This is a genomic window from Streptomyces sp. NPDC096136 (assembly GCF_044763325.1).
In the GTDB taxonomy this organism is placed as follows: Bacteria; Actinomycetota; Actinomycetes; order Streptomycetales; family Streptomycetaceae; genus Streptomyces.
Map to the genome: position 1 here is coordinate 289,671 of NZ_JBIWFZ010000005.1, position 26,312 is coordinate 315,982.

The window sequence follows — 26,312 nt, forward strand, 5'->3', positions numbered from 1 at the left end:
GGGCCGGGCCTGTTTCACGTACGCCTCGCGGTCAGCGCAGCTCGGCCGGCGGGGTGCGGTTCGCGTCCACCTTCTCCGTGCGCACCAGCTCGCCCCAGACGATGTAGCGGTACTTCGAGGTGTAGACCGGGGTGCAGGTCGTCAGCGTGATGTACCGGCCGGGGGCGGTCTTGCCCGACTCTTTCGGGACCGGGTTGATCACGTCCGTGTTGTACTTCGAGGTCTGGGCGAGCTCGGCGAAGACCTTGTACACGTACCAGGTGTCCTTGCTCTCGAAGACGACCGCGTCGCCCTTCCTCACCTTGTCGATGTTGTGGAACTTCGCCCCGTGGCCGTCGCGGTGCGCGGCCAGCGCGAAGTTGCCCTTGTCCTCCCAGGGCAGCGCCGCCTTCACCGGGTCCGTGTAGTAGCCGGCCACGCCGTCGTTGAGGACGTCCGGGGAGGTGCCGGTCTTGACCAGCACCTCGCCGTTCTTCATCGACGGCACGTGCAGGAAGCCGATCCCGCCCTGGGTGTCGAGGGCCCCCGGCTGCGCGGGCGAGCCCGCGGCGGGGCCGGGCGCCTGCTGCCACTGCCGGCGGATCTGGTCGCCCCGGGCCGAGGCCTGCCGGTCGGCGAGCACGTTGGTCCACCACAGCGAGTACGCCACGAACAGGCCCAGGACCAGCCCCACCGTGATCAGGAGCTCCCCCAGCAGGCTCAGGGCCCCGGCGATCACACTGCGGTCGGCGGGCGGCGGTGCGGAGCGGCGGCGGGCACGAGACACTGCGGATTCGTCCTTACGGGCTGTTCAGCGGCTGTTCAGCGCGGGCGGAGCACCCTGGCTGCGCGGGCGTTCGTCGACCATCCTGCCCCATACGATCATCCGGTAGGTGCTCGTGAACTCCGGGGTGCAGGTCGTCAGCGTGATGTACCGGCCGGGGCCGGTGAACCCGGAACCCTCCGGCACGGGCTTGATGACGGACACGTTCGCCGGGGAGGTCTGCGGCAGGGCCGAGGTCATCCGGTACGTGTAGTAGGCGTCGCGGGTCTCGACCACGATCGGGTCGCCCGGCACCAGCTGGTTGATGTACCGGAACGGTTCGCCGTGGGTGTTGCGGTGTCCGGCGAGCGCGAAGTTGCCCTGCCGGTCGGCGGGCATCGCCGTCTTCAGCGCGCCCTCGCCGTAGTGGCCGACCATCCCCTTGTCGAGCACCTTCGCCTTGCTGACGCCCTCGGCCACCGGCACCTTCAGGTCCAGTTTGGGGATGTGGAGGATCGCGAAGCCCTGCCCGGGTTCGAAGGCCGCCACGGGCGGGGCGGCGGCCGCCGGGGGGTTCTCCCAGTTCTGCCGCAGTGAACCGGCCGCCCCGCTGGCCTCCCGCTCCGCCAGCAGGTTCGTGTACCAGAGCTGGTAGGCGACGAACAGCAGCATCACCACGCCGACGGTGATGAACAGCTCGCCGACGGCCCGGCTGAGCACCACCACGGGCCCCCCGGTGCGCGGGGCGGGGGCGCGCCTGCGGCCCCGCCCGCCCCGTCTGCGGGCCCGCGCGTGCGAGCGCTTCGCGGCCTCCTGCGCTGCCCTGCGCCGCGCGGCCCGGCCCTCGCTGGGCGCGGACGGCGCGACCGTCGTCACGCGACGGCCTTGCCCACCACCGGGGCCAGGCCTTCCGACCGTGCGAGGGCGCCCGCGTCACCGCAGCGCACGAGCCAGTTGGCGAGCATCCGGTGGCCCCACTCGGTCAGTACCGACTCGGGGTGGAACTGGACGCCCTCGACGTCGTGCTCCCGGTGCCGCAGGCCCATGATGATCCCGTCCTTGGTGCGGGCGGTGACCTCCAGCACGTCGGGCAGGGTCTGCGGCTCCGCGGCGAGGGAGTGGTAGCGGGTCGCCGTGAACGGGGAGGGGAGTCCGGAGAAGACGCCCAGCCCCTCGTGGACCACGGGGGAGGTCTTTCCGTGCAGCAGCTCGGGAGCGCGGTCCACGACACCGCCGTAGGCGACGGCCATGGACTGCATGCCGAGGCAGACGCCGAAGACGGGGACGCCGGTGTCGGCGCAGTGCCGGACCATGTCGACGCAGACGCCGGCCTCCTCGGGCGTGCCCGGACCGGGGGAGAGGAGGACGCCGTCGAAACCGTCCTGGGCGTGGGCGAGCTCGACCTGGTCGTTGCGCAGCACCTCGCATTCGGCGCCGAGCTGATAGAGGTACTGGACCAGATTGAAGACAAAGCTGTCGTAGTTGTCGACAACCAGAATGCGCGCGCTCACGGAGTCGCTCCCGATCCCTCGTCCACCGTCACGTCGTTGAAGGGAAGGAGCGGCTCGGCCCACGGGAAGACGTACTGGAACAGTACGAACACCACCGCGAGGACCAGTACGAGAGAGATCAGCGCCCGCACCCACGCGTTGCCCGGCAGATGCCGCCAGATCCAGCCGTACATTCCGTCTGTTTCCTTCGTCGTCCACGATTCACTCACGCACCGCGGGGGCGGTACCGCACCAGACTACGGGCCGGGGCCCCCGCGGCGGGGGTCAGCCGGGCAATCCCCCGGGATCGGCGGGACGGGTTCCGGTGAGCTCCGCCCAGACGATCAGGCGGTGGCTGTGGCCCCATTCGGGGTCGCAGGTGGTGAGGGTCAGGTACCTGCCGGGGGTGGCGAAGGGTGAGCGGCGCGGGACGGGCTCGACCACTCCGGTCTCGGTGGGCAGGGTGCGCAGCGGCTCGGCGCGGACGGTGTAGGTGTAGCGGTTCACGGCGTCGCGGACGATCACGGTGTCGCCGGGACGCAGCTCGTCCAGGTCCTTGAAGGGGTCGCCGTAGGTGCGCCGGTGGCCGGCGACCGCGAAGTTGCCCTCCGCGCCGGGGCGGGCGCTGCCGGCGTAGTGGCCGAGGCCCTTCTTGAGCAGGTCGGTGTCCGTGCCCTCCAGGACCGGCTTGCTCCAGTCCGCGCCGAAGCGGGGGACGTACATCTCGGCGAAGGCCTGTCCGGCGGGGTAGGGCTGCGGCGGGGCCGCAGGGGCCACAGGGGCGGGGGAGGCCGGCGGGGGCGCGGGGGCGGGGGCCGCGGCCGCCCAGCGGTCGCGCAGGCGGGCCCGCTCGCCGTCCATGGCCCGGTCGGCCTCGACCCCGGTCCACAGCAGCACGTACGCCGTGAACAGCACGACCAGCGTCCCGGCCGTCAGGCACAGCTCGCTCAACGTCCGTACGGCCAGGCGCAGTACGGCGTCAGGGCGAGGCGGGCTCCAGCGGCTTCGCATAGTGGAGGTCCACTGTGCCGGAGTAGCCGGGAAGTGTCAGCCTCTTGTCCTCGTCCACTTTCCAGCCGAGCCCGTACGCGTTGACGTACAGCTGGTAGTTCTGGATGGCGGGGGAGTTGTTCAGGGCCTTGCGCAGCGCGCCCGGGTCGCCGACCGCCGACACCTTGTACGGGGGCGAGTACACCCGGCCCTGGAGGATCAGGGTGTTGCCGACGCAGCGGACGGCGCTGGTGGCGATCAGCCGCTGGCCCATGACCTCGATGCCCTCGGCCCCGCCCTGCCACAGCGCGTTCACCACGGCCTGGAGGTCCTGCTGGTGGATCACGAGGTCGTTGGGCTGGGGCTCGGGCACGCCCGGGACGCGGGCGGTGGCGTTGGGCGGGGCGTCGTTGAGGGTGACGCTGAGGCCCTTGCCGGTCAGCTCCTCGGTGCCGGAGGCCTTGCGCAGGGCGGCGAGCTTGGCGTCCTCGGCCTTGGTGCTGCCGTTGTCGCGGTCGGCGAGGGCGTCGACCTGGGTACGGACGGCGGCGGCGGTCTTCTCCAGCTCGGCGTTGTTGGCGCTGCGCTCGTGGATCAGGTCGGAGAGCTTGAGCAGGGAGGCGTCCGTGCGGATGTTCGTACCCTTGGACGTGTTGAAGCTGGTGACGAAGATGAGCCCCGCCAGGGCGAACACGGCGGCCGTCAGCAGCCCCATCGCCCTGGCCCGGCGGCGGGGACCCGCGGAGGAGTCGTCGGAATTGGTCAACGTACCCTTCTCCTTCAACGCCACAGGTCCACTACGCTAACGGACGCCCGGGGCAGGCAAGGTCCCCCAGCGCATCGACAGGAGAGCCCCTCGTGCCGAAGTCACGTATCCGCAAGAAGGACGACTACACGCCGCCGCCGGCGAAGCAGGCGCAGCAGATCAGGCTGGGGAGCCGCGGCTGGGTCGCCCCGGTCATGCTGGCCTTCTTCCTGATCGGTCTCGCGTGGATCGTCGTCTTCTACGTGACCGACACCCAGCTGCCGATCGAGGCTCTGGGCAACTGGAACATCGTGGTCGGTTTCGGATTCATCGCCGCCGGATTCGGCGTCTCCACCCAGTGGAAGTAGTACACGGATAGCCGAGCGGCGCAACCTCTCCCCAGGAGTTATCCACAGCGTCATCCACACCTGAGGAAAAGACAGAAGATCTGTGGATAACTCTGTGGAGAGTTGACGCCGGTGTGATCAGGTGAGCGCGGCCGTGCGCACCATGATCAGGGTCGCCGTCAGCAGGAGGACCAGCACACAGGTGCCTCCCTGAACCAGTGTGCGCCTCCTGCCCGTGGCGGGGGCGAGCATGCCCAGCGCGACCAGCGCGCCCGTCACCAGGCCGCCGATGTGCGCCTGCCAGGAGACCGACCAGCCGCCCCCCAGGGGCACGAAGGTCACCAGCAGCATCAGCCCGAGGGTGACCAGCACCGGCCGCATCTCGTACCGCAGCCGGCGGGCGAGGACGACGGTGGCGCCCAGCAGCCCGCAGATGGCGCCGGACGCGCCGAGCGTCGGGGTGTTGGGCGCGGTCAGCAGGTAGACCAGGGCGCTGCCGCCCAGGCCCGACAACAGGTAGAGGGCCAGGTAGCGGGAGCGGCCCAGGGCCGCCTCCAGCGGGCCGCCGATCACCCACAGGGCCACCATGTTGCCGAAGATGTGCCACCACTCGACATGCAGGAACATCGAGGTCAGGAGCCGGTGGTACTGCCCGGTCGAGACGCCCTCGACGGGCGCCCCGTAGTACTCCACGTAGCGGCCCAGCAGCTCCAGCTGGACGGCCAGGCCCGGTACGGCGTACACGGCGAGGAACACCGCCACGTTGATCCCGATGAGGATCTTGGTGATCAGCTGGGGGTCGGCGGCGACCAGCCCGCCCGCGACCGTGCGCGGGGCGTTGGCCGCCGGGGCGTGCCCGGTGCCGGAGCCGCCCCGGACGCACTCGGGGCACTGGTAGCCGACCGAGGCGCTGATCATGCACTCCGGGCAGATGGGCCGCTCGCAGCGGGTGCAGCTGATGCCGGTGTCGCGGTCCGGGTGGCGGTAGCAGCCCGGCAGACGGTCGGTGTCCATCGGTCCCCTCGGTCGGCGGCGGGGCGGGCCGTGCGCGTCCCCGCGGATCCGTACACATGCAGTACGGACGGGCGGGTCCCGTTGGTTCCCGGGGCGCCCCGGGAACCGGCGGACGGCGGATCCGTCAGCGCCTGGCCTCGCGGCGCTCGACGGACACGGACTGGATGATCACGTCGTCCAGCGGCCGCTCGGTGCGCGGGTTGGTCGGGCCGGACGCGATGGCGTCCACGACCTTCTGGCTGTCCTTGTCGGTGACCTCGCCGAAGATGGTGTGCTTGCGGGTCAGCCAGGCGGTGGGCGCCACGGTGATGAAGAACTGCGAGCCGTTGGTGCCCGGGCCGGCGTTGGCCATGGCGAGCAGGTAGGGCTTGGTGAAGGCCAGGTCGGGGTGGAACTCGTCGGCGAACCGGTAGCCGGGGCCGCCGGTGCCGTTGCCCAGCGGGTCGCCGCCCTGGATCATGAAGCCGCTGATGACGCGGTGGAAGACGGTGCCGTCGTAGAGCGGGGACGTGGTCTTCTGGCCGTCCGTGGGGCGGGTCCACTCGCGGGCGCCCGTGGCGAGCTCCACGAAGTTCCGGACGGTCTTCGGCGCGAAGTTCTCCAGCAGCTCGATCTCGATGTCGCCGTGGTTGGTCTTCAGGGTGGCGTAGAGCTTCTCGGCCACGGATCTGCCTTCCATAGTCATCACTGTCGGTCCCGATCCTCCCACGGAGGGGAGCACCCGGAGGAAATTCCCCCACCCGGATGCCCTGTCACGCATGCCGCGCGGCGCTGTGGCAGGCATGATCCGACAAAGGGTGGAAAGGTGAACTGTGTCCGCCACCGAGGAGGAGGATCCCGTGACCCCCAAGGACAGCGTGAGCCTGGCCGCCGAGAACGCCAGGGACGCCGTGAGGCACGCGGCGGAGGCGGTGGCACCGTACGCGGAGACCGCCCGGGACGCGGCCGTCCACTACGCCCAAGAGGCGAACGCACGGCTGGCCCCCAAGGTCTCCCACGCCGCCAACCAGGCGTCCCAGCAGGCCCGCGCCGCCTACGACACCCATCTGTACCCACGGATGACCGCGGCACGCACGCACCTCCCGCCGCACGTGGACCGGGCCGCCACGAAGGCCGTCCACCAGACGCGGCAGGCGTGCCGGCACGCCATGGACTACACGGCCCCGCGCCTGGAGAGCGCCATCGCCGCGGGCCGGCCGGTGGCCGAGGAGGCCCAGAACCGCTCGATGGCGGCACTGGCCGCGCTGCGCGGGCAGGTGACGGCCGAGGAGGTGCGCCGACTGGTACGGCGCCACGAGCGGCGGGCGAAGTGCGGGCGGCTGGTCAAGGGCGTCGCACTGGCCGCCGTGCTCGCCGGCGCGGCCTACCTGGCCTGGCGGTGGTGGGACCAGCAGTCCAACCCGGACTGGCTCGTGGAGCCCCCGGCCGCCACCGAGCCGTCGGCACAGGACGCCGCGGCCTTCGACGAGGCCCAGGCCGCCAAGGAGAAGGAGAACGGGGCGCCCTGAGCGGACCCGCCCATGACGGCGGGGGCCCGGATCCACCAGGATCCGGGCCCCCGCCGTCGTGCCTGAGGCCCGCTCAGCCGGGCAGGGTCAGCACCTGTCCCGGCTGGATGAGGTCGGGGTTGGCGCCGATCACGCCCCGGTTCATGGCGTACAGCTCGCGCCAGCGGGCCTCGTTGCCGAGCTCGCGGCGGGCGATCGCGGCGAGCGAGTCCCCCGCCTTGACGGTGTACGTGCGCTTCTTGGCGGCGGCCGGCGGCTTCGGCGGCACGGGCACCGCCTTGTGCGCGGCCGACAGGTCGCTGGGCTCGGCCGGCGCCGGGTGCGGCCGGGCCTGCCCCGCCGCCGTCCGCGGCACGGCGGCCTTCGGCGCGCCGGCCGCCCGCTCGGCCGCCGCCTTGCCGGCCCCGGACGCGTCCGCGTACTTCGACCCCATGTCGGACGGCGTCGGCGGGGCGGCGCCCGCGCCGCGCGCCGCGGCCTGCTGCTCCTTCTGCTCCGCCTGCTTCTTCTTGTCGTGCTTCAGGAAATCGAAGAGCCCCATCTGCGTGTGCCTCCCGCGTGGTGTGGGTGTGCCCCCTGCGTGCCTGCCTCCACCCACTGTCGGCCACGGGGAGCGCGGGGGCCCTGTGGCCGGGCCGTCCGGGGGACCTCGTCGGCGGGCCGCCCCCCGCGCCGTCCGGCTGTCACTCACCGTGTCCCTTCCCGGGCTTCCGGGGAGACGGCGGGAAAGAGGAATGCAGAAGACCCCCTGACCGGCGTTTTCGCAGGTCAGAGGGTCTCTGGAAGTGGAGCCTAGGAGATTCGAACTCCTGACATCTGCCTTGCAAAAGCAGCGCTCTACCAACTGAGCTAAGGCCCCGTGCGTCCGGACGCGGATCCTCCCCCGGGAGGGAGCGTCCGTTCCGCAGGACAGAGTACCCGGTGCACCCCCTCATCCCGCAAAATGATAGGGACTCCCGCCCCGCGACCACGCTCCGTAAGATGCTCGCGAGGTTCGCACCAGCGAAGGGGAGTAGGAAGAGTGGACGCAGTACAGCAAGAGGCAACCGCCAGAGCCCGGGAGCTTCAGCGCAGTTGGTACGGGGAGCCGCTCGGCGCCCTGTTCCGGCGGCTCATAGATGACCTCGGCCTGAACCAGGCTCGCCTCGCTGCTGTCCTCGGACTGTCGGCGCCCATGCTGTCCCAGCTGATGAGCGGACAGCGCGCCAAGATCGGCAACCCGGCCGTCGTCCAGCGGGTCCAGGCCCTCCAGGACCTCGCCGGGCAGGTGGCGGACGGCAGCGTCAGCGCCGGCGAGGCCACCGACCGGATGGACGAGATCAAGAACACCCAGGGAGGGTCCGTCCTCAGCAACAGCGCTCAGACCACCACCAGTTCCGGCGCCCCCACCGTCAAGCGGGTCGTCCGGGAGATCCAGTCGCTGCTGCGGTCGGTCTCGGCGGCGGGCGACATCATCGACGCGGCGAACGCCCTCGCCCCGAGCCACCCCGAACTGGCGGAGTTCCTCCGGGTGTACGGCGCCGGGCGCACGGCCGAGGCCGTGGCCCACTACGAGGCCCACCAGAACTGACGCACCGGGGGCGCACGGGGGACGGAGCGGGGGACGGGCGCGGCGATGGGTGAGGTCTTCGCCGGCCGGTACGAGCTGGTCGACCCGGTGGGCCGGGGCGGCGCGGGCGCCGTCTGGCGGGCCTGGGACCGGCGCCGGTACGTCGCGGCGAAGGTGCTGCGCCAGGGCGACGCCCACGCGATCCCGAGGTTCGTGCGCGAGCAGGCCCTGCGCATCGACCAGCCGCACGTGCTCGCCCCCTCCGGCTGGGCGGCCGACGACGACAAGGTCCTGCTCACCATGGACCTGGTCGGCGGCGGCACCCTGGCCCAGATCGTCGCGGACCACGGGCCGCTGCCGCCCCGCTTCTCGTGCGTCCTGCTCGACCAGCTCCTGTCGGGGCTGGCGGCGGCGCACGCGGAGGGCGTCGTCCACCGCGACGTCCAGCGCGCCAACCTCCTGCTGGAGGCCACCGGGAACGGGCGGCCGCACCTGCGGCTGTCCGACTTCGGGATCTCCCTGCGCAAGGGCGAGCCCCGGCTGACCGGGACGGACCTGGTCGTCGGCAATCCGGGCTCCTTCGCCCCGGAACAACTGCGGGGAGCGGAACCGGACTTCCCCGCCGACCTCTACGCCGTCGGGCTGGTCGCGCCGTACGTGCCGACGGGCCGCGAGCCCGATTCCCGTGCGCTGGTCGAACAGTTCTCCGCCCACGGCCTCCCCGACGCCCTTGAAGGGGTCCCGGCGCCGCTGTGGGACGCCATCGCACCCCTCCTGCACCCGGAGCCCCGGATCCGGTTCCGCAGCGCCACAGGGGCGCGCAAGGCCCTTGCCGAGGCCGCCCGGTCACTCCCCCTCCCGGCCGAGGACGAGGAACCGATCGAGGACTTCGACCAACTCGGCCCCCTGCCGCCCGGCTTCACCCCGCACGGCCCCAACACGGCGCGGCCCCGGGCCACATGGGCCCACCGACCGGCACACCGCAGCCACCGGCTCCCCCGACGCCCCCGACGGCCTTCCCCCGGGCACCGGCACCCTCCGCCCGACCTGACACGACCGGCCAGGCCTCGCGCGGGGAGTCCTGGCCGGCGGCGGTGCGGGGCACCTTCGCGCAGTACGTCCCGGCCGCCCGGCACTCGGCGTCCTCCCCGAGCAGCCGCTGCCCCACCGCGCCCAGCGGCACCGCGTCGTAGCCGTAGGAGGCCCGGCCGGGGTCGCCCGGGCAGGAACGGGCCCCGGTGGTCATCAGCTCGACCTCCAGGCCGTCGCCGTAGCCCGCCCGCGCCCCCGGGGGCGATGACGTCCTCGTACACCGCGCAGGACTCCAGCGGCGGCGCGCCCGCCGTCGACGGCTTCCCCCCGATCCGCCGCGCCCAGCGGCCCCAGCAGCCCCAGGGCCCCCAGCGCCACAGTGGCCGGAACAGCACGAAGCCCCGACTGCAGCGGCAGTCGGGGCTTCATGAGATCAAACGTGGGGCTCACACGCCGGAACCGGAAGGCACGGAGTCGGTTGCCTCCGTCCACAGGTCCTGCTCGGCGCGGTCCGCCTGGATCTGGCGGTACACGAGGAGCCCGCCGATGGCGGCCAGTGCGACCAGGAGCAGCTTCTTCACCGCGCGACCTCGTCTTTCGTTGACGTTGGGGACTTCTGGGCGCCAACAATACACACCGACCGATACCGATCGGTTATCTAGGGGGCCCCTGGACGGCCCAACGGCGAAGACCCCCAGTCCTGGGGACTGGGGGTCTTCGACTCTGTGGGGCTAACAGGATTTGAACCTGTGGCCTCATCCTTATCAGGGATGCGCTCTAACCAACTGAGCTATAGCCCCTCCGCGCCTGCGCGCTGACTCCTGAAGATTAGCGCACAGACGCAGTGGAACCCAAATCCGCTCCCGCGGGGCTTTCCCGCAGGTCAGTCAGCGGGTCATTCGTCCTCGGCCAGCGTGAGCTCCACGCCGCCCACGAAGCCCGCCGACAGGTTGTAGATGAACGCGCCCAGCGTCGCCAGGGCGGTCATCAGCACGACGTCGATCACCGCGATGACCGAGGTGAAGATCAGCACGCGCGGCAGCGAAAGGAACGACTGGAGGTCGAACCCGTTGCCCTCGTTCGAACCGGTGGCCTCGCTGATCGTGCCGCCGACGGTCGAGAAGATGCCCATGGCGTCCATGACCATCCACAGCACCGCGGACGCCACGATCGTGCAGACGCCGAGCGCGATGGACAGCAGGAAGCTGACCTTCATCACCGACCACGGGTCGGCCTTCGCCACCCGCAGCCGCGCCTTGCGCGTCCGGGGCGTCGTACGGGTCCCCGGACGGGGTGCCCGCTGGGTGCCCGGCCCCGCGGGGGCCGCGTAGGCCTGCGGGGGGTGGTAGGGCTGCTCGGCCGCGTCCTCGGCCGCGCCGGGCTTCTGCTTCTGCTTCTGCTTGGACTGGGACTGCGGCTTCGCCTGCGGCTCCGACTGCGGTCCTCGGGTGTCCGTCACGGTTCCCCCCCTGCCTTCGGCGGGGGTATCCCCACCCTGGGATTCCGCGGCGGGGCCACGGGCACCGTTCGCTCCAGTCTTGGCCGGTCCGGCGCCCGTGGCTCCACTCACGACTTACTCCTCGTGCTCCCGATCCGAGGACCCTTCGCCCCCGGCGGCCTCGACGGCCGTTCCCTCGGCTGCCGCGGCCTCGATCCCTGTCTCGATCTCGTCGACCTCGTCAGCTTCCTGACCGGCCTCGGCGTTGCGGGCGATACCCACCACGGCATCCCGCTTGCCCAGGTTGATCAGCTGGACGCCCATGGTGTCACGGCCCGTCTCCCGGACTTCGTTGACTCGCGTGCGGATCACACCGCCGCTGAGCGTGATCGCGAGGATCTCGTCCGATTCGTCCACCACCAGCGCGCCCACGAGCGACCCGCGGTCCTCCACGATCTTGGCGGCCTTGATGCCCAGACCGCCGCGGCCCTGGACGCGGTACTCGTCCACCGGGGTCCGCTTGGCGTAGCCGCCGTCGGTCGCGGTGAACACGAACGTGCCCGGCCGCACCACGCTCATGGACAGCAGTTCGTCACCCTCGCGGAAGCTCATGCCCTTCACGCCCGAGGTGGCGCGCCCCATCGGCCGCAGCGCCTCGTCAGTCGCCGTGAAGCGGATGGACTGGGCCTTCTTGCTGATGAGCAGCAGGTCGTCCTCGGCGGACACCAGCTCGGCGCCGATCAGCTCGTCGGCAGTGCCGTCGGCGCCGTCGGCGCCGGTCTCCCGGAGGTTGATGGCGATGACGCCGCCCGAACGCGGCGAGTCGTAGTCCTTCAGCGCCGTCTTCTTCACCAGGCCGGCCTTGGTGGCCAGGATCAGGTAGGGCGCCGCCTCGTAGTCGCGGATCGCGAGGATCTGGGCGATCTTCTCGTCCGGCTGGAAGGCCAGCAGGTTCGCCACGTGCTGCCCGCGGGCGTCGCGGCCCGCGTCCGGCAGCTCGTACGCCTTGGACCGGTAGACGCGGCCCTTGTTGGTGAAGAACAGCAGCCAGTGGTGCGTGGTGGACACGAAGAAGTGGTCGACCAGGTCGTCCTGCTTCAGCTTCGTGCCGCGCACGCCCTTGCCGCCGCGCTTCTGCGAGCGGTAGTCCTCGGTCTTGGTGCGCTTGACGTAGCCGCCGTGCGTGATGGTGACGACGATGTCCTCTTCGGCGATCAGGTCCTCGATGGACATGTCACCGTCGAAGGGCACCAGCTTGGAGCGCCGGTCGTCGCCGTACTTCTCGACGATCGCGGCCAGTTCCTCGCTGACGATCGAGCGCTGCTTCTCCGGCGAGGCCAGGATCGCGTTGTACTCGTTGATCTTCGCCTGGAGCTCGTCGTGCTCGGCGACGATCTTCTGGCGCTCCAGGGCCGCCAGGCGGCGCAGCTGCATCTCCAGGATGGCGTTCGCCTGGATCTCGTCGATCTCCAGGAGGCCCATGAGGCCCTCGCGCGCGATCTCGACGGTGTTGCTGCGCCGGATGAGGGCGATGACCTCGTCGATGGCGTCCAGCGCCTTGAGCAGGCCGCGCAGGATGTGGGCCCGCTCCTCCGCCTTGCGCAGGCGGAAGCGCGTACGGCGGACGATGACCTCGATCTGGTGCTGCACCCAGTGGCGGATGAACGCGTCGATCGACAGGGTGCGCGGCACCCCGTCCACCAGCGCCAGCATGTTCGCGCCGAAGTTCGTCTGGAGGTCGGTGTGCTTGTACAGGTTGTTCAGCACGACCTTGGCGACGGCGTCGCGCTTGAGCACGATCACCAGGCGCTGGCCGGTCCGGGACGAGGTCTCGTCGCGGACGTCGGCGATGCCGCCGATCTTGCCGTCCTTCACCAGGTCGGCGATCTTCTGCGCCAGGTTGTCGGGGTTGGTCTGGTACGGGAGCTCCGTGACCACCAGGCACTGGCGGTTCTGGATCTCCTCGACCTCGACCACGGCGCGCATCGTGATGGAGCCGCGGCCGGTCCGGTACGCCTCCTCGATGCCCTTGCGGCCCACGACCAGCGCGCCGGTCGGGAAGTCCGGGCCCTTGATGCGCTCGATGAGCGCGTCCTGGAGCTCCTCGTGCGAGGCTTCCGGGTGCTCCAGCGCCCACTGGGCGCCGGCCGCGACCTCGCGGAGGTTGTGCGGCGGGATGTTGGTGGCCATGCCGACGGCGATGCCGGCGGAGCCGTTGACGAGGAGGTTCGGGAACCGCGCCGGCAGGACGGTCGGCTCCTGGTTGCGGCCGTCGTAGTTGTCCTGGAAGTCGACGGTCTCCTCGTCGATGTCCCGGAGCATCTCCATGGCCAGCGGCATGAGCTTGCACTCGGTGTAGCGCATGGCGGCCGCCGGGTCGTTGCCCGGGGAGCCGAAGTTGCCGTTGGAGTCCACCAGCGGCATGCGCATCGACCACGGCTGGGCCAGGCGGACCAGGGCGTCGTAGATGGAGCTGTCGCCGTGCGGGTGGTAGGTGCCCATGACGTCGCCGACGACGCGGGCGCACTTGTAGAAGCCCTTCTCGGGCCGGTAGCCGCCGTCGTACATCGCGTACAGCACGCGCCGGTGGACGGGCTTGAGGCCGTCCCGTACGTCGGGCAGCGCGCGGGACACGATGACGGACATCGCGTAGTCGAGGTAGGAGCGCTGCATCTCCGTCTCGAGCCCGACGGGCTCGATGCGCAGCACGGGCTGCTCCTCCGCGGGATTCTCTGCGGTGGGGGTGGTTTCGTCGGCCATTGCTGGTCAGAAGTCCTTTCAGGCGGTCAGCGGAGGCCGACTCAGATGTCGAGGAAGCGGACGTCCTTGGCGTTGCGCTGGATGAAGGAGCGCCGCGCCTCGACGTCCTCACCCATCAGCACCGAGAACAGGTCGTCGGCCTGCGCCGCGTCGTCCAGCGTGACCTGGCCGAGCACGCGGTGGTCCACGTCCATGGTGGTGACGCGCAGCTCCTCGGCGTTCATCTCGCCCAGACCCTTGAAGCGCTGGATCGAGTCTTCCTTGATCCGCTTGCCGTTCTGCTTGCCGAGCTCGACCAGGGCGTCGCGCTCGCGGTCCGAGTACGCGTACTCGAAGTCGTCGCGGCCCCACTTGATCTTGTAGAGCGGCGGGCGCGACAGGTAGACGTGCCCGGCCTCGACCAGCGGACGCATGAAGCGGAACAGGAAGGTCAGCAGCAGGGTGTTGATGTGCTGGCCGTCGACGTCGGCGTCCGCCATCAGGATGATCTTGTGATAGCGGAGCTTCTCGATGTCGAAGTCCTCGTGCACACCGGTGCCGAAGGCGCTGATCAGCGCCTGGACCTCGGTGTTCTGGAGGATCTTGTCGATACGGGCCTTCTCGACGTTCAGGATCTTGCCGCGGATGGGCAGGATGGCCTGGTACATCGGGTTGCGGCCGGACTTCGCGGAGCCGCCGGCGGAGTCACCCTCGACGATGAAGATCTCGCACTTGGTCGGGTCGTTCGACTGGCAGTCCGAGAGCTTGCCCGGCAGCGAGGCGCTCTCCAGGAGGCCCTTGCGCCGGGTGAGGTCGCGGGCCTTGCGGGCCGCGACGCGGGCCGTGGCCGCCTGGATGGCCTTGCGGACGATGTCCGCGGCCTCGACCGGGTTGCGGTCGAACCAGTCGCTGAGGTGCTCGTGGACGACCTTCTGCACGAAGGTCTTGGCCTCGGTGTTGCCCAGCTTGGTCTTCGTCTGGCCCTCGAACTGGGGCTCGCCCAGCTTGACCGAGATGATCGCCGTCAGACCCTCGCGGATGTCCTCGCCGGCGAGGTTGTCGTCCTTCTCGCGGAGCAGCTTCTTGTCGCGCGCGTAACGGTTCACCAGACCCGTCAGCGCCGCGCGGAAGCCCTCCTCGTGGGTGCCGCCCTCGTGCGTGTGGATCGTGTTCGCGAAGGAGTAGACGCCCTCGGTGTACTGCGAGTTCCACTGCATCGCGATCTCGACCGAGAGCATGCGCTCCTTGTCCTCGGCCTCGACGTCGATGACGGTGGGGTGGATCAGCTCGCCCTTGCGCGAGTTGAGGTACTTCACGAAGTCGACGATGCCGCCCTCGTAGTAGTACTTCACCGTGCGCGCCTGCGGCTCGGCCGTGTCCGCGTCCGGGTCGTCGGCACCCGCCGTGGCCTTCGCCGACTCGCGCTCGTCGGTCAGCGTCAGGGTCAGGCCCTTGTTGAGGAAGGCCATCTCCTGGAAGCGCCGCGACAGCGTCTCGAAGGAGTACTCGGTGGTCTCGAAGATGTCCCCGTCGGCCCAGAACGTCACCGACGTGCCGTGCTCGCCGGTCTCCTCGTTCTTGGCCAGCGGGGCCGTCGGCACGCCCAGCTTGTAGTCCTGGGTCCAGCGGTGGCCGTCCGTCTTGACCTCGACCGCGACCTTCGTGGACAGTGCGTTCACGACGGACACGCCGACGCCGTGCAGACCGCCGGAGACGGCGTAGCCGCCGCCGCCGAACTTGCCGCCGGCGTGCAGGACCGTCAGGACGACCTCGACGGCCGGCTTGCCCTCGGACGGCACGATGCCGACCGGGATGCCTCGGCCGTTGTCGATCACGCGCACCCCGCCGTCGGCGAGGATCGTCACGTCGATGGTGTCCGCGTGCCCGGCCAGCGCCTCGTCGACCGAGTTGTCGACGACCTCGTAGACGAGGTGGTGCAGACCACGCTCACCCGTCGAGCCGATGTACATACCCGGCCGCTTGCGGACCGCGTCCAGGCCCTCGAGGACCTGGATCGCACTGGCGTCGTAATTCTTCTCGTTGGAGTCGCCGGAATCGGCCACGAAGCGCCCTTTCTGGCACAGCGCAGCCCGTACTCCGGACCAGCATGTGCACCGGCGGGAGCGGCCGCGTCGATCTGCGTTGTCTGCGTTGTCGGGTGTCCACCCGCCAATCGGGCGGGATTGTCTCCAGTCTACCGGTACCACTGACATGAGTGGGGGTTTGCCGGTGCCTGAGTCCGCATGTGCCGCCCTGAACCTCCTCTCTCCGACTCCCCATATCCGGGGAGGGGCCCAAAGAGGCTCACGCGGGCGTCCAGCGCTTCGGCCTGTCAACCCGCGGCTACCGTGAGGGACGCCGCATTCGGCGCCCCGTCCCGTCGGCGTCCGAGGGGCGGGGCGCGGGGGTCCGCGGAGGGCTACCCGTAGGTATCGCCGGGGCCGGAACTGCCCGGTGCGCGCAGCGGCCCGTACCGCTTCGGGCGGGCGCCGGGCCCCTGGACCTTGATCATCCGGACGGTGCCCTGGCCGAGCTCCGCATTGAGCCGGGCCACCAGCTGCGGGGCCAGCAGCTTCAGCTGTGCGGCCCAGGCAGAGGAGTCGCAGCGCACCAGGAGCTCACGGTCCTCGTAGCGTTCCGGTTCGCAGTGCGCGGCGATCTCCGGGCCGACGATGTCCGCCCAGCGCTCCATCACCCCGGCGACCGCGATCGGCATCTCCCAGCCGCGCTCGGTGCGCAGCCGGTCCAGCGCCGCCATCAGCGGCATCGGGTCCCGGCCGTCGGCGCGGGCGCCGGAGCGCAGCCCGGGCTGCTGCCGGTTCTTCCTCCCGGCGGCGGCGTTGCCCCGCGCCCGGGCCTGCTCGCGCGCCGCGGCCAGGGCCTGGCGGGCCAGGTCCACGCCGGAGGGCTCGGGGGCCCGGCGCCGCTCCCGGTCCCCGCCGGCGCGGTCGTCGCGGGGGACGCCGGTGTCGGAGCCGCCGTTCACAGCCGGGTCACCTCACCGCCGGACACCGCGAACCGCGTCCCCGTCAGCACGCCCGGGACGTCGTCGTCCACCGCCGCCGTCACCAGGACCTGCTCGCCGGGGGCCACCAGTTCCGCGAGCCGCTCGCGGCGGCGGGCGTCCAGCTCCGCGAAGACGTCGTCCAGGATCAGCACCGGCTCGTTGCCCTCGGAGCGCAGCAGCTCGTACGAGGCCAGCCGCAGCGCCAGGGCGTACGACCAGGACTCGCCGTGGCTGGCGTACCCCTTGGCCGGGAGGTCGCCGAGGTGCAGGAGGACGTCGTCGCGGTGCGGCCCGACGAGGGTCACGCCGCGCTCGATCTCCTGCTTGCGCACCTCGGACAGCCCCGCCAGCAGCACCTCGTAGAGCCCCTCGCGGGTCCGGGCCCCGCCGCTGTCGACGCCCTCGCCGACGGAGGCCTTGTAGGCGAGCCCGAGCGGGCCGCCGCCGGGCGCGAGCTGCTCGTAGGCCTTGTCGGCCAGCGGCAGCAGGGTCGCGATCAGGTCGAGCCGGTGGGCGAGCAGCTCGGCGCCCGCGCGGGCGAGGTGCTGGTCCCACACGTCGAGGGTGGACAGGTCCATGGAGCGGCCGCCGTGCCGGCGGGCCATCGCCGCCGACTTCAGCAGGGTGTTGCGCTGCTTGAGCACCCGCTCGTAGTCGGAGCGGACGGCCGCCATGCGCGGGGAGCGGGCGGTGACCAGCTCGTCCAGGAACCGGCGCCGCTCGCCCGGGTCGCCCTTGACCAGGGCCAGGTCCTCGGGGGCGAACAGCACGGTCCGTACGATGCCCAGCACGTCCCGGGGCCTGACCTGCGAGGACCGGTTGATGCGGGCCCGGTTGGCGCGCCCCGGGTTGAGCTCCAGCTCGACCAGCTGCTGGCGCTCGCCCTGGGTCACGGCGGCGCGGACGACGGCGCGGTCGGCGCCCATCCGCACCAGGGGGGCGTCGGAGGAGACCCGGTGGCTGCCCAGGGTGGCCAGGTAGCCGACGGCCTCGACGAGGTTCGTCTTCCCCTGGCCGTTGGGGCCCACGAAAGCCGTGACGCCCGGGGCGAGGGGGACCTCGGCCCGGGCGTACGAGCGGAAGTCGGCCAACGAGAGATGCGAGACGTGCATACGGCGCCGACCTCCCCCGGCTTCCTGCTGCTGTGCTCTGTGGTGCGGTGGTGCGGTTACTTCTTCTCGACCGCGTGGCCGCCGAACTGGTTGCGCAGCGCCGCGATCATCTTCATCTGCGGCGAGTCGTCCTGGCGGGACGCGAAGCGGGCGAAGAGCGAGGCGGTGATCGCCGGCAGCGGCACCGCGTTGTCGATCGCCGCCTCGACGGTCCAGCGGCCCTCGCCCGAGTCCTGGGCGAAGCCCTTGAGGCCTTCGAGGTGCTCGTCCTCGTCCAGGGCGTTCACGGCCAGGTCCAGCAGCCAGGAACGGATGACCGTGCCCTCCTGCCAGGACCGGAACACCTCGCGGACGTCGGTGACCGAGTCCACCTTCTCCAGGAGCTCCCAGCCCTCGGCGTAGGCCTGCATCATGGCGTACTCGATGCCGTTGTGGACCATCTTCGCGAAGTGGCCGGCGCCGACCTTGCCCGCGTGGACGGAGCCGAAGTCACCCTCGGGCTTGAGGGCGTCGAAGATCGGCTGGACCGCCGCGACGTGCTTCTCGTCGCCGCCGTACATCAGCGCGTAGCCGTTCTCCAGGCCCCAGACGCCGCCGGAGACGCCGCAGTCGACGAAACCGATGCCCTTGGCCTCCAGCTCCTTGGCGTGCTTCTCGTCGTCCGTCCAGCGGGAGTTGCCGCCGTCCACGACGACGTCGCCGGGGGAGAGCAGCTCCGCCAGCTCGTCCACGGTGGACTGCGTCGCGGCGCCTGCCGGGACCATGACCCACACCACGCGGGGGGCCTGGAGGCTGTCCACAAGCTCCCGAAGGCTGTGGACGTCGGCGAGGTCCGGGTTGCGGTCGTATCCGATGACGGTGTGGCCTGCGCGGCGGATGCGCTCGCGCATGTTGCCGCCCATCTTGCCGAGACCGACGAGACCGAGCTCCATCAGGTGGGTTCCTTAAGCGTTGGGGCCGTCTGTATCGGGGCTCCCCGGGGACCGGTGGTTTCCGGCCGTTTTCTCCTGGGTCGCCCGCCGGGTCCGAGCCTACGCCGGGCGGTGGCGCGGGGCCGCTCCGCACGGCGCCGGGCCCGGCGCCCGCTTGTGCGGGTCCGGGCCCGGCGCCGGTGCACGGGAGGGCGTCAGCCGGAGAGGCGCACCGGCATGATCAGGTACTTGTAGGCCTCGTCCGCCTCGGCGTCGACCGCCGGACGGCCGCTGAGCAGGGCGGGCTTCGTCGAGGTGGTGAAGCTGAGCTGGGCGGCCGGCGAGTCGATCGCGCTCAGGCCGTCGAGCAGGAAGGTCGGGTTGAAGGCGATCGAAATGTCGTCACCCTCCAGCGTCGCATCGACGCGTTCCACAGCCTGTGCATCGTCGCTGGACCCGGCCTCCAGGATGAGGACGCCCTGCTCGAAGCTGAGGCGGACCGGGGTGTTGCGCTCGGCGACCAGGGCCACGCGCTTGACGGCCTCGACGAACGGGGCGGTCTCGATCACCGCGACCGAGTTGAACTCCGTCGGGAAGAGCGTGCGGTACTTCGGCAGGTCGCCCTCGAGCAGGCGGGTGGTGGTGCGGCGGCCCGCGCCCTCGAAGCCGATGAGGCCCTCGCCCTGGCCGGAGCCGGAGAGCGCCAGGGTGACCGTGTCGCCGCTGGTGAGGGACTTGGCGGTGTCGAGGAGGGTCTTGGCGGGCACCAGGGCCACGGCCGAGGCCTCCGGGTTCTCCGGCTTCCACAGGAACTCGCGGACCGCGAAGCGGTAGCGGTCGGTGGAGGCCAGGGTGACGCGGTCGCCCTCGATCTCGATGCGGACACCGGTCAGCACGGGCAGCGTGTCGTCGCGGCCGGCGGCGATGGCCACCTGGGCGGCGGCGGAGGCGAAGACCTCGCCGGGGACGGTGCCGGTGGCGGTGGGCATCTGCGGCAGGGCCGGGTACTCCTCCACAGGCAGGGTGTGGAGGGTGAACCGCGAGGAGCCGCAGACCACGGTCGCCCGTACACCGTCTGTGGAAATCTCCACCGGGCGGTTGGGGAGGGCGCGGCAGATGTCGGCGAGGAGCCGGCCGGAGACGAGGACGGTGCCGTCCTCCTCCACGTCCGCCTCGACGGAGACGCGGGCCGAGACCTCGTAGTCGAAGCCGGAGAGGGACAGGGTCCCGTCCTCGGCCTTGAGCAGCAGGCCCGCGAGCACGGGCACCGGCGGCCGGGCCGGGAGGCTGCGTGCGGCCCAGGCCACCGCCTCCGCGAGTACGTCGCGCTCCACCCGGATCTTCACCGGAACCGCCTCCTGCTGTTGCTCGCTCGTCTGCCGGCCTTCGTCGTCGGTCGTCGATGCCTCGACCGATGCCGGTCACCAGTCTGACGTACGGCGCCGACAGTCGTTGCGGCTGGCGGTCAAGTCGGGAGCGAGGCGGCGGGACGGCCGTCCGACGAGTTGTGCACAGGCCCTGCTTGAAAACCGAATCCACGCTAACTGTCTATGGGGGTAGTAGTAGGGCCTGTGGAAACGGTGGAAAAGCTCGTTCTCGCAGGTCAGGCCCAGTTTTTTATCCCCACACCCTGTGGGTGGCACCGGTGGACAACACGGTGTCTCTGTGGAGAAAGGAAAGTTCTGCACAGGTCGTCCCCAGGGGACCCCCACTACTCCACAGGTGTGTCCCCAGTTTTTCCCCAGAAGTCCACAGCCCAAACGTCGACATCCGTGTGACGGCTTTCACTCGTGCCGGTGATCGGAGGGGTCCGGTTGCCGAACAGTGGACAACCGTGTGGAGAACCGCCGGGAACCTGTGCACGGGATGCGCGAACCTGTGAGTCAGCGGTGGACAGAGGAGTGGATGAGCCTGTGGATGATTTTTCTGTCCACAGGCTGTGGATGGTGCTTGCGCACAAATCCACACGTCCCTGACCTGGGCTGATGATCCCTCAACCGGCACCCCTGTGGACAGATTGTGGGTGAGCATCTCTGTCCTCAGGCTGTGGACGGAAGAAAGTTGAGGAATCTGTGGACAACTGCCTCTCCAGGGGGCGTATTCGAACAGAGCAGGGGCGCACGGACGAAGAAGGGCGCCCCCGGTTCGATCCGAGGGCGCCCTGTGCCGGGGTTTGAGAGGCCCCCGACGCGCCGTCCGGGGCCCCGTCGTCAGCCGTTCTTGATGCGGTTGGTGAGCTCCGTGACCTGGTTGTAGATGGAGCGGCGCTCCGCCATCAGGGCACGGATCTTGCGGTCCGCGTGCATGACGGTGGTGTGGTCGCGGCCGCCGAACTGGGCCCCGATCTTCGGCAGGGACAGGTCGGTCAGCTCCCGGCACAGGTACATGGCGATCTGCCGCGCCGTCACCAGCACCCGGCTGCGCGAGGATCCGCACAGGTCGTCCACGGTCAGTCCGAAGTAGTCCGCGGTGGCCGCCATGATGTCGGCGGCGGTGATCTCGGGCGCGCTGTCCTCGCCGCCCGGGATCAGGTTCTTGAGGACGTCCTCCGTCAGGCCCAGGTCCACCGGCTGCCGGTTGAGGCTCGCGAACGCCGTGACCCGGATCAGCGCCCCCTCCAGCTCGCGGATGTTGCGCGAGATCCGGGAGGCGATGAACTCCAGCACCTCCGGCGGGGCGTTGAGCTGCTCCTGGACCGCCTTCTTGCGCAGGATCGCGATCCGGGTCTCCAGCTCGGGCGGCTGGACGTCGGTGATCAGGCCCCACTCGAAGCGGTTGCGGAGGCGGTCCTCCAGGGTGACCAGCTGCTTGGGCGGCCGGTCGGAGGACAGCACGATCTGCTTGTTGGCGTTGTGGAGCGTGTTGAAGGTGTGGAAGAACTCCTCCTGCGTCGACTCCTTGCTCGCCAGGAACTGGATGTCGTCGACGAGCAGGATGTCCATCTCGCGGTAGCGCTTGCGGAACGCGTCGCCCTTGCCGTCGCGGATGGAGTTGATGAACTCGTTGGTGAACTCCTCCGAGCTCACGTACCGCACCCGGGTACCCGGGTACAGGCTCCGCGCGTAGTGCCCGATGGCGTGCAGCAGGTGCGTCTTGCCGAGGCCCGACTCCCCGTAGATGAAGAGGGGGTTGTACGCCTTCGCCGGCGCCTCGGCGACGGCCACCGCGGCGGCGTGCGCGAAGCGGTTGGAGGCGCCGATGACGAAGGTGTCGAAGAGGTACTTGGGGTTCAGCCGGGCGGTCGGCTCCAGCGGGCCCGAGGTGGAACCGCCGGAGGGGGCCGACGGCGGCGGCGCGGGCGTGGGCCGCCCGGGGGCCGGACGCGGCGCGGGCTGCTCGTACGACGGCTGGTCGTAGGACTGCTGCTCGTACTGCTGCGGCTCGTACTTCTGCGGCTCGTACGGCTGGGGTTCGTACTTCTGCTGCTCGTAGCCGCCCTGGTCGTAGCCGCCGGCCTCGGGCTGCTGGAGGTAGCCGGGCTGCGGCGAGGCGTACGGGTCCCGCTCGGGGAAGCGCTGCTGCTGCCAGCCGTAGTCGTCCTGGCCGCCGCGGGGCCAGGCGCCGGGCTCGGGGCGCGGCTGCTGGTACTCCGGGTAGGCGGGGCGCGCGGTGGGCAGCTGCTCCTCGCCGGGGCCCGGGCGAGGGCCGCCGTACGGCTCGTAGGCCTCGCGGGAGGAGGGTGCGGGCGCGGCGGGGGGCGCGGGCTCGCCGGCGGAGTCGTCCACCGTGATGGCGATCCGGATCGGGCGGCCGCACTCGCGGCTGAGGGCGTCGCTGATCAGCGGGGCGAGACGGCCCTCCAGGACCCGCTTGCCCCACTCGTTGGGGACGGCGAGCAGGGCGGTGTCGGCGACCAGGGCCAGCGGCTGGCAGCGCTCCACCCACTGCTTGTCCTTCGGCTCGATCCCCTGCTGACCCTCGCCGAGCAGCTTCTCGAGCACGCGTGGCCACACTGCGGCAAGATCGGCAGGTACGTCAGCCACAGAGCACGCTCTCTCACAGGTCCCTCGTCCCACGAATGTGTGGTTCTTTGGGACGGTCGGGACAAAAAACAGGGATCAGGCAACGGTAGTCAGGCCGGTGGCTGCGGTTCAAGTCGTTGTCCACAGCCTGTGCACAGTGTGGGGCAGAGGACGCTCGGTTTGACCGGATGGCGTAGCCCCGCGTACCGTAGCGAGGTCGAGTTGTCGATGGCTGCTGCCGCCTGCCTACCGATGGGCGAAGATCACTGATTGTGATCATTTAGCGGTGTCCACTCGGGCGAACACGCGAGTTCCTCGTGGGCGCACGGTGACAGCCAGGCGATGTACCGCCACAACGATTCATTTTCTGGAGCCCCCGAGTGAGCAAGCGCACCTTCCAGCCGAACAACCGCCGTCGTGCCAAGACCCACGGCTTCCGTCTGCGTATGCGTACCCGCGCCGGTCGCGCCATCCTGGCGAACCGCCGCAGCAAGGGCCGCGCCGCCCTCTCCGCGTAACAACGCGCAGGTCGTGACGTCGTGCTGTCTCCCGAACATCGGCTGAGGCGGCGCGAGGACTTCGCGAGCGCAGTGCGCCGAGGCCGTCGGGCCGGTCGCCCGCTCCTCGTCGTCCACCTACGTACAAGCGGTGCAACGGACCCGCACGGGCCGGGGGAGACTGTTCCCTCGGCACGTGCGGGTTTCGTCGTCAGCAAGGCCGTAGGCGGCGCGGTGATCCGCAACCGGGTCAAGCGTCGTCTGCGTCACCTCGTACGGGATCGGCTCTCCGTGCTGCCCGCCGGTAGCCTGGTGGTGGTGCGGGCGTTGCCCGGAGCGGGTGAGGCCGGCGTCGACGAATTGGCCCGGGACCTGGATGCCGCTCTGGTGCGGCTCCTCGGAGGCGTGGCTCGATGAAGTACCCGCTGCTCGCTTTGATCAAGCTGTACCAGTGGACGATCAGTCCGCTGCTCGGGCCGGTGTGCCGCTATTACCCCTCGTGCTCGCACTACGGGTTCACGGCCATCGACCGGCATGGTGCGGTGAAGGGAACGGTCCTGACCGGCTGGCGGATCCTGCGGTGCAATCCGTGGTCCCCCGGCGGTGTCGACCATGTCCCACCTCGTAAACGCCCGCGTTGGCACGAGCAGCTGCGCAGTGCGTTGCGTCGACCTCGCAATGCTCAAGGAGCCTGATTAGTGGACACGATTGCCAGTCTGTTCAGCTTTATCACCACGCCAGTCTCGTGGGTCATCGTCCAGTTCCACAGCCTGTACGGCGCGCTCTTCGGGCCGGACAGCGGCTGGGCCTGGGGCCTGTCCATCGTGTCCCTGGTGGTCTTGATCCGCATCTGCCTGATCCCGCTCTTCGTGAAGCAGATCAAGGCGACGCGTGGCATGCAGGCGCTCCAGCCGAAGATGAAGGCGATCCAGGAGCGCTACAAGAACGACAAGCAGCGCCAGTCCGAAGAGATGATGAAGCTGTACAAGGAGACGGGTACCAACCCGCTCTCCTCGTGCCTTCCCATCCTGGCGCAGTCCCCCTTCTTCTTCGCGCTGTACCACGTGCTCTCGGCCATCGCCAACGGCCAGACCATCGGCGTCATCAACCAGTCGCTCCTGGAGAGCGCGCGCCAGGCGCACATCTTCGGTGCCCCGCTGGCGGCGAAGTTCACGGACAGCGAGGAGAAGGTCGCCGCCCTCGGCGCCTCCCTGACCGACGTCCGGATCGTGACCGCGGTCATGATCGTCATGATGTCGCTGTCGCAGTTCTACACGCAGCGCCAGCTGATGCAGAAGAACGTGGACCTCTCGGTCAAGACGCCGTTCATGCAGCAGCAGAAGATGCTCATGTACATCTTCCCGCTGATCTTCGCCTTCATGGGCATCAACTTCCCCGTCGGTGTCCTCGTCTACTGGCTGACCACCAACGTGTGGACCATGGGCCAGCAGATGTACGTGATCAACCAGAACCCGACCCCGGGCAGCAAGGCGCAGGACCAGTACCTGACCCGCCTGCTGAAGCACGTCTCCACGCACGGGAACGTCAAGGGCCGGAGCAAGAAGAAGATCGTCGCGGCGATCGTGGCCAAGGGCCCGGACCGCAACGACAACGAGCGCAAGTTCATCACCGCGCTGTCGAAGCAGGGCATGGCCGCACAGGCCGACGGTTCCGTGACCAGGAGTGCCGAGGCCACTGCGGACGCGGACTCGGCGAGCGGTGGCGTCGCGACGAAGCGGCAGCAGCCCAAGCGCCAGTCGAAGTCGAAGCGCCAGACGCCCCCCAGCAAGCCCTCGAAGAAGTAGAAGGAGTCCCTCCCGTGACGGAAGGCACCACCACCGCCGCCGCTGAGAGTGGCGACACCCTCACCCGCCTCGAGCAGGAGGGCGAGATCGCGGCCGACTACCTCGAGGGTCTGCTGGACATCGCCGACCTGGACGGCGACATCGACATGGACGTCGAGGCCGACCGTGCCTCGGTCTCGATCGTCAGCGACGCGGGCGGCCGTGACCTGCAGAAGCTCGTGGGCCGCGACGGTGAGGTCCTGGAGGCCCTCCAGGAGCTGACCCGCCTCGCGGTGCACCGGGAGACCGGGGACCGCAGCCGGCTGATGCTGGACATCGCGGGCTTCCGGGCGAAGAAGCGCGCGGAGCTGGCGGCCCTGGGCGCCCAGGCCGCGGCGGACGTGAAGGCCTCGGGCGAGCCGCTGAAGCTGGCTCCGATGACCCCGTTCGAGCGCAAGGTCGTCCACGACGCCGTGGCGGCCGCCGGTCTCAAGAGCGAGTCCGAGGGCGAGGAGCCGCAGCGCTTCGTCGTTGTGCTTCCGGCCTGACCCGGAATGGTGTGAGTCGGCCCCGCCTGTGTCGCAGGCGGGGCCGATGTTTGTAAGCCTGGCAGTTGAACGACCACGGTTTGACGTGAGCGGTTCTGTACGGAAGGACGGTCCCCGTGACGGAGGCAGCGGAGCTTCCCCCGGCGCCTGAAGAGGCGCGCGCGGTGTTCGGTGAGTTTTTCCCGGAAGCTGTGCGGTATGCGGAGCTGCTCGCGGACGCGGGCGTCAAACGAGGCCTCATCGGGCCCCGTGAGGTTCCCCGGCTGTGGGAGCGGCACCTGCTGAACTGCGCGGTGCTCTCCGAGGTGGTGCCCGCCGGCGTCACCGTGTGCGACGTGGGCTCGGGTGCCGGCCTGCCCGGTATCCCGCTGGCCCTGGTCCGGCGGGACCTGAAGATCACCCTGCTGGAGCCGCTGCTGCGCCGGACGACCTTCCTCCAGGAGGCCGTCGAGCTACTGGGGCTGGACCATGTCACGGTGGTGCGCGGCCGGGCCGAGGAAGTGCTCGGCAAGGTCCAGCCGGTGCACGTGGTGACCGCGCGCGCGGTGGCCCCGCTGGACCGGCTGGCCGGCTGGGGCGTGCCGCTGCTGCGTCCCTACGGCGAGATGCTCGCCCTCAAGGGCGACACGGCCGAGGAGGAGCTGGTCTCGGCGAAGGTGGCCCTCAGCAAGCTGGGTGTGGTGAAGACCTCAGTGCTCCAGGTCGGCGAGGGCGTGGTCGATCCCCTGTCCACGGTGGTCCGGGTGGAGGTCGGGGAGAGCCCCGGCGGGGTGCGTTTCGCGGCCAAGCGGGCGAAGGCCGCGCGGGTCGGGCGGACGCGCAGGCGCCGTTGATCTTCGTGCCGTAGGTGGGTTTTGGGGCGGGTTGGGCCCTATAGGTACGGATTTCGGAGTGTCG

At 70.3% G+C, this 26,312-nt stretch carries 27 protein-coding genes, 2 tRNA genes and 2 pseudogenes; 10 read left to right on the forward strand and 21 right to left on the reverse strand.

All coding sequences use genetic code 11. From position 1 onward, the window contains the following. Positions 1-31: 31 nt before the first annotated feature. The 6 genes and pseudogenes from ACIRBY_RS13210 to ACIRBY_RS13235 form a co-directional block, all read right to left on the reverse strand. Entirely contained in the window at positions 32-766 is a 735-nt protein-coding gene (locus ACIRBY_RS13210; protein ID WP_403900136.1) for a class E sortase, read from the reverse strand. Between the two features lie 24 nt (positions 767-790). Then, positions 791-1,411, reverse strand: a pseudogene (locus ACIRBY_RS13215) (class E sortase); the annotation flags it as partial. A 203-nt stretch (positions 1,412-1,614) separates the two neighbouring features. After that, positions 1,615-2,253: an aminodeoxychorismate/anthranilate synthase component II gene (locus ACIRBY_RS13220; protein ID WP_403900138.1), complete on the reverse strand. Its 639-nt coding sequence runs from the start codon at positions 2,251-2,253 to the stop codon at positions 1,615-1,617. Beyond that, positions 2,250-2,426 (reverse strand): hypothetical protein, encoded by a 177-nt coding sequence (locus ACIRBY_RS13225; RefSeq protein ID WP_030011120.1) that lies wholly within the window; start codon positions 2,424-2,426, stop codon positions 2,250-2,252. The genes ACIRBY_RS13220 and ACIRBY_RS13225 overlap by 4 nt, the downstream gene beginning before the upstream one ends. Positions 2,427-2,517: 91 nt before the next feature. Further along, a complete protein-coding gene (locus ACIRBY_RS13230; RefSeq protein ID WP_403900140.1) occupies positions 2,518-3,243 on the reverse strand; it encodes a class E sortase in 726 nt (241 codons plus the stop codon). Next, entirely contained in the window at positions 3,212-3,988 is a 777-nt protein-coding gene (locus ACIRBY_RS13235; RefSeq protein WP_403900142.1) for a DUF881 domain-containing protein, read from the reverse strand. The genes ACIRBY_RS13230 and ACIRBY_RS13235 overlap by 32 nt, the downstream gene beginning before the upstream one ends. A 92-nt stretch (positions 3,989-4,080) precedes the next feature. Here ACIRBY_RS13235 and crgA point away from each other — a divergent pair, with 92 nt between their 5' ends. After that, positions 4,081-4,335 (forward strand): cell division protein CrgA, encoded by a 255-nt coding sequence (gene crgA, locus ACIRBY_RS13240; RefSeq protein ID WP_366454121.1) that lies wholly within the window; start codon positions 4,081-4,083, stop codon positions 4,333-4,335. A 117-nt stretch (positions 4,336-4,452) separates the two neighbouring features. Here the strand turns inward: crgA and ACIRBY_RS13245 are convergent, their stop codons facing one another. Both ACIRBY_RS13245 and ACIRBY_RS13250 read right to left on the reverse strand, forming a co-directional pair. Beyond that, entirely contained in the window at positions 4,453-5,328 is an 876-nt protein-coding gene (locus ACIRBY_RS13245) for a rhomboid family intramembrane serine protease (protein WP_403900144.1), read from the reverse strand. A 124-nt stretch (positions 5,329-5,452) separates the two neighbouring features. Continuing rightward, positions 5,453-5,992 carry a peptidylprolyl isomerase gene (locus ACIRBY_RS13250; protein WP_403900559.1) on the reverse strand — a complete coding sequence of 180 codons (540 nt, stop codon included), beginning with the start codon at positions 5,990-5,992 and terminating at the stop codon, positions 5,453-5,455. A 175-nt stretch (positions 5,993-6,167) separates the two neighbouring features. Here ACIRBY_RS13250 and ACIRBY_RS13255 point away from each other — a divergent pair, with 175 nt between their 5' ends. Further along, positions 6,168-6,836: a DUF5324 family protein gene (locus tag ACIRBY_RS13255; RefSeq protein WP_403900146.1), complete on the forward strand. Its 669-nt coding sequence runs from the start codon at positions 6,168-6,170 to the stop codon at positions 6,834-6,836. 73 nt (positions 6,837-6,909) lie between these two features. On the opposite strand, the gene ACIRBY_RS13260 is transcribed toward ACIRBY_RS13255, so the two are convergent. Further along, the gene (locus tag ACIRBY_RS13260; RefSeq protein ID WP_403900148.1) at positions 6,910-7,377 is read right to left on the reverse strand and encodes a LysM peptidoglycan-binding domain-containing protein; all 468 of its coding nucleotides are present in this window, start codon (positions 7,375-7,377) and stop codon (positions 6,910-6,912) included. Between the two features lie 245 nt (positions 7,378-7,622). After that, positions 7,623-7,695, reverse strand: a tRNA-Ala gene (locus tag ACIRBY_RS13265). 162 nt (positions 7,696-7,857) lie between these two features. Between ACIRBY_RS13265 and ACIRBY_RS13270 the strand changes: the two genes are divergently transcribed. Next, positions 7,858-8,406 (forward strand): helix-turn-helix domain-containing protein, encoded by a 549-nt coding sequence (locus tag ACIRBY_RS13270; RefSeq protein WP_403900150.1) that lies wholly within the window; start codon positions 7,858-7,860, stop codon positions 8,404-8,406. Between the two features lie 45 nt (positions 8,407-8,451). Next, positions 8,452-9,003: pseudogene (locus ACIRBY_RS13275) on the forward strand (serine/threonine-protein kinase); the annotation flags it as partial. Between the two features lie 301 nt (positions 9,004-9,304). Here ACIRBY_RS13275 and ACIRBY_RS13280 read toward each other — a convergent pair. The 11 genes from ACIRBY_RS13280 to dnaA form a co-directional block, all read right to left on the reverse strand. After that, on the reverse strand, positions 9,305-9,631 hold the full coding sequence (locus tag ACIRBY_RS13280) for a hypothetical protein (protein ID WP_403900152.1): 327 nt from the start codon (positions 9,629-9,631) through the stop codon (positions 9,305-9,307). 232 nt (positions 9,632-9,863) lie between these two features. Continuing rightward, complete coding sequence (locus ACIRBY_RS13285) at positions 9,864-9,998, reverse strand: DLW-39 family protein (RefSeq protein ID WP_208809277.1); 135 nt, start codon at positions 9,996-9,998, stop codon at positions 9,864-9,866. Positions 9,999-10,143: 145 nt separating this feature from the next. After that, positions 10,144-10,217: transfer RNA gene (locus ACIRBY_RS13290), tRNA-Ile, on the reverse strand. 95 nt (positions 10,218-10,312) lie between these two features. Continuing rightward, complete coding sequence (locus ACIRBY_RS13295) at positions 10,313-10,987, reverse strand: DUF3566 domain-containing protein (RefSeq protein ID WP_403900154.1); 675 nt, start codon at positions 10,985-10,987, stop codon at positions 10,313-10,315. Between the two features lie 3 nt (positions 10,988-10,990). After that, a complete protein-coding gene (gene gyrA / locus ACIRBY_RS13300; protein WP_403900156.1) occupies positions 10,991-13,615 on the reverse strand; it encodes a DNA gyrase subunit A in 2,625 nt (874 codons plus the stop codon). 41 nt (positions 13,616-13,656) lie between these two features. Further along, the gene (gyrB, locus tag ACIRBY_RS13305; protein WP_403900561.1) at positions 13,657-15,678 is read right to left on the reverse strand and encodes a DNA topoisomerase (ATP-hydrolyzing) subunit B; all 2,022 of its coding nucleotides are present in this window, start codon (positions 15,676-15,678) and stop codon (positions 13,657-13,659) included. Between the two features lie 335 nt (positions 15,679-16,013). Then, positions 16,014-16,493 carry a DUF721 domain-containing protein gene (locus ACIRBY_RS13310; RefSeq protein ID WP_403900563.1) on the reverse strand — a complete coding sequence of 160 codons (480 nt, stop codon included), beginning with the start codon at positions 16,491-16,493 and terminating at the stop codon, positions 16,014-16,016. Between the two features lie 83 nt (positions 16,494-16,576). Further along, positions 16,577-17,713, reverse strand: a complete 1,137-nt coding sequence (gene recF / locus ACIRBY_RS13315) for a DNA replication/repair protein RecF (protein ID WP_403900158.1) — start codon at positions 17,711-17,713, stop codon at positions 16,577-16,579. A gap of 56 nt (positions 17,714-17,769) precedes the next feature. Next, positions 17,770-18,645: a phosphogluconate dehydrogenase (NAD(+)-dependent, decarboxylating) gene (gene gnd, locus ACIRBY_RS13320; protein WP_403900160.1), complete on the reverse strand. Its 876-nt coding sequence runs from the start codon at positions 18,643-18,645 to the stop codon at positions 17,770-17,772. Positions 18,646-18,839: 194 nt separating this feature from the next. Further along, positions 18,840-19,970, reverse strand: a complete 1,131-nt coding sequence (dnaN, locus tag ACIRBY_RS13325; RefSeq protein WP_042810517.1) for a DNA polymerase III subunit beta — start codon at positions 19,968-19,970, stop codon at positions 18,840-18,842. An 864-nt stretch (positions 19,971-20,834) separates the two neighbouring features. After that, on the reverse strand, positions 20,835-22,607 hold the full coding sequence (gene dnaA, locus ACIRBY_RS13330) for a chromosomal replication initiator protein DnaA (RefSeq protein ID WP_403900163.1): 1,773 nt from the start codon (positions 22,605-22,607) through the stop codon (positions 20,835-20,837). Between the two features lie 359 nt (positions 22,608-22,966). On the opposite strand from dnaA, the gene rpmH reads away from it, so the two are divergent. The 6 genes from rpmH to rsmG all read left to right on the forward strand — a co-directional run bounded on the left by rpmH (position 22,967) and on the right by rsmG (position 26,248). Next, complete coding sequence (gene rpmH, locus ACIRBY_RS13335) at positions 22,967-23,104, forward strand: 50S ribosomal protein L34 (protein ID WP_018547628.1); 138 nt, start codon at positions 22,967-22,969, stop codon at positions 23,102-23,104. 21 nt (positions 23,105-23,125) lie between these two features. Next, complete coding sequence (gene rnpA, locus ACIRBY_RS13340; protein ID WP_403900165.1) at positions 23,126-23,500, forward strand: ribonuclease P protein component; 375 nt, start codon at positions 23,126-23,128, stop codon at positions 23,498-23,500. After that, positions 23,497-23,778: a membrane protein insertion efficiency factor YidD gene (gene yidD / locus ACIRBY_RS13345; RefSeq protein ID WP_403900167.1), complete on the forward strand. Its 282-nt coding sequence runs from the start codon at positions 23,497-23,499 to the stop codon at positions 23,776-23,778. Before rnpA ends, yidD begins: the two co-directional genes overlap by 4 nt. A 3-nt stretch (positions 23,779-23,781) precedes the next feature. Then, entirely contained in the window at positions 23,782-24,888 is a 1,107-nt protein-coding gene (yidC, locus tag ACIRBY_RS13350; protein ID WP_403900169.1) for a membrane protein insertase YidC, read from the forward strand. A 14-nt stretch (positions 24,889-24,902) separates the two neighbouring features. Continuing rightward, a complete protein-coding gene (locus ACIRBY_RS13355) occupies positions 24,903-25,415 on the forward strand; it encodes a protein jag (protein ID WP_403900171.1) in 513 nt (170 codons plus the stop codon). A 116-nt stretch (positions 25,416-25,531) separates the two neighbouring features. Next, the gene (rsmG, locus tag ACIRBY_RS13360) at positions 25,532-26,248 is read left to right on the forward strand and encodes a 16S rRNA (guanine(527)-N(7))-methyltransferase RsmG (RefSeq protein ID WP_042810509.1); all 717 of its coding nucleotides are present in this window, start codon (positions 25,532-25,534) and stop codon (positions 26,246-26,248) included. Positions 26,249-26,312 lie beyond the last annotated feature (64 nt).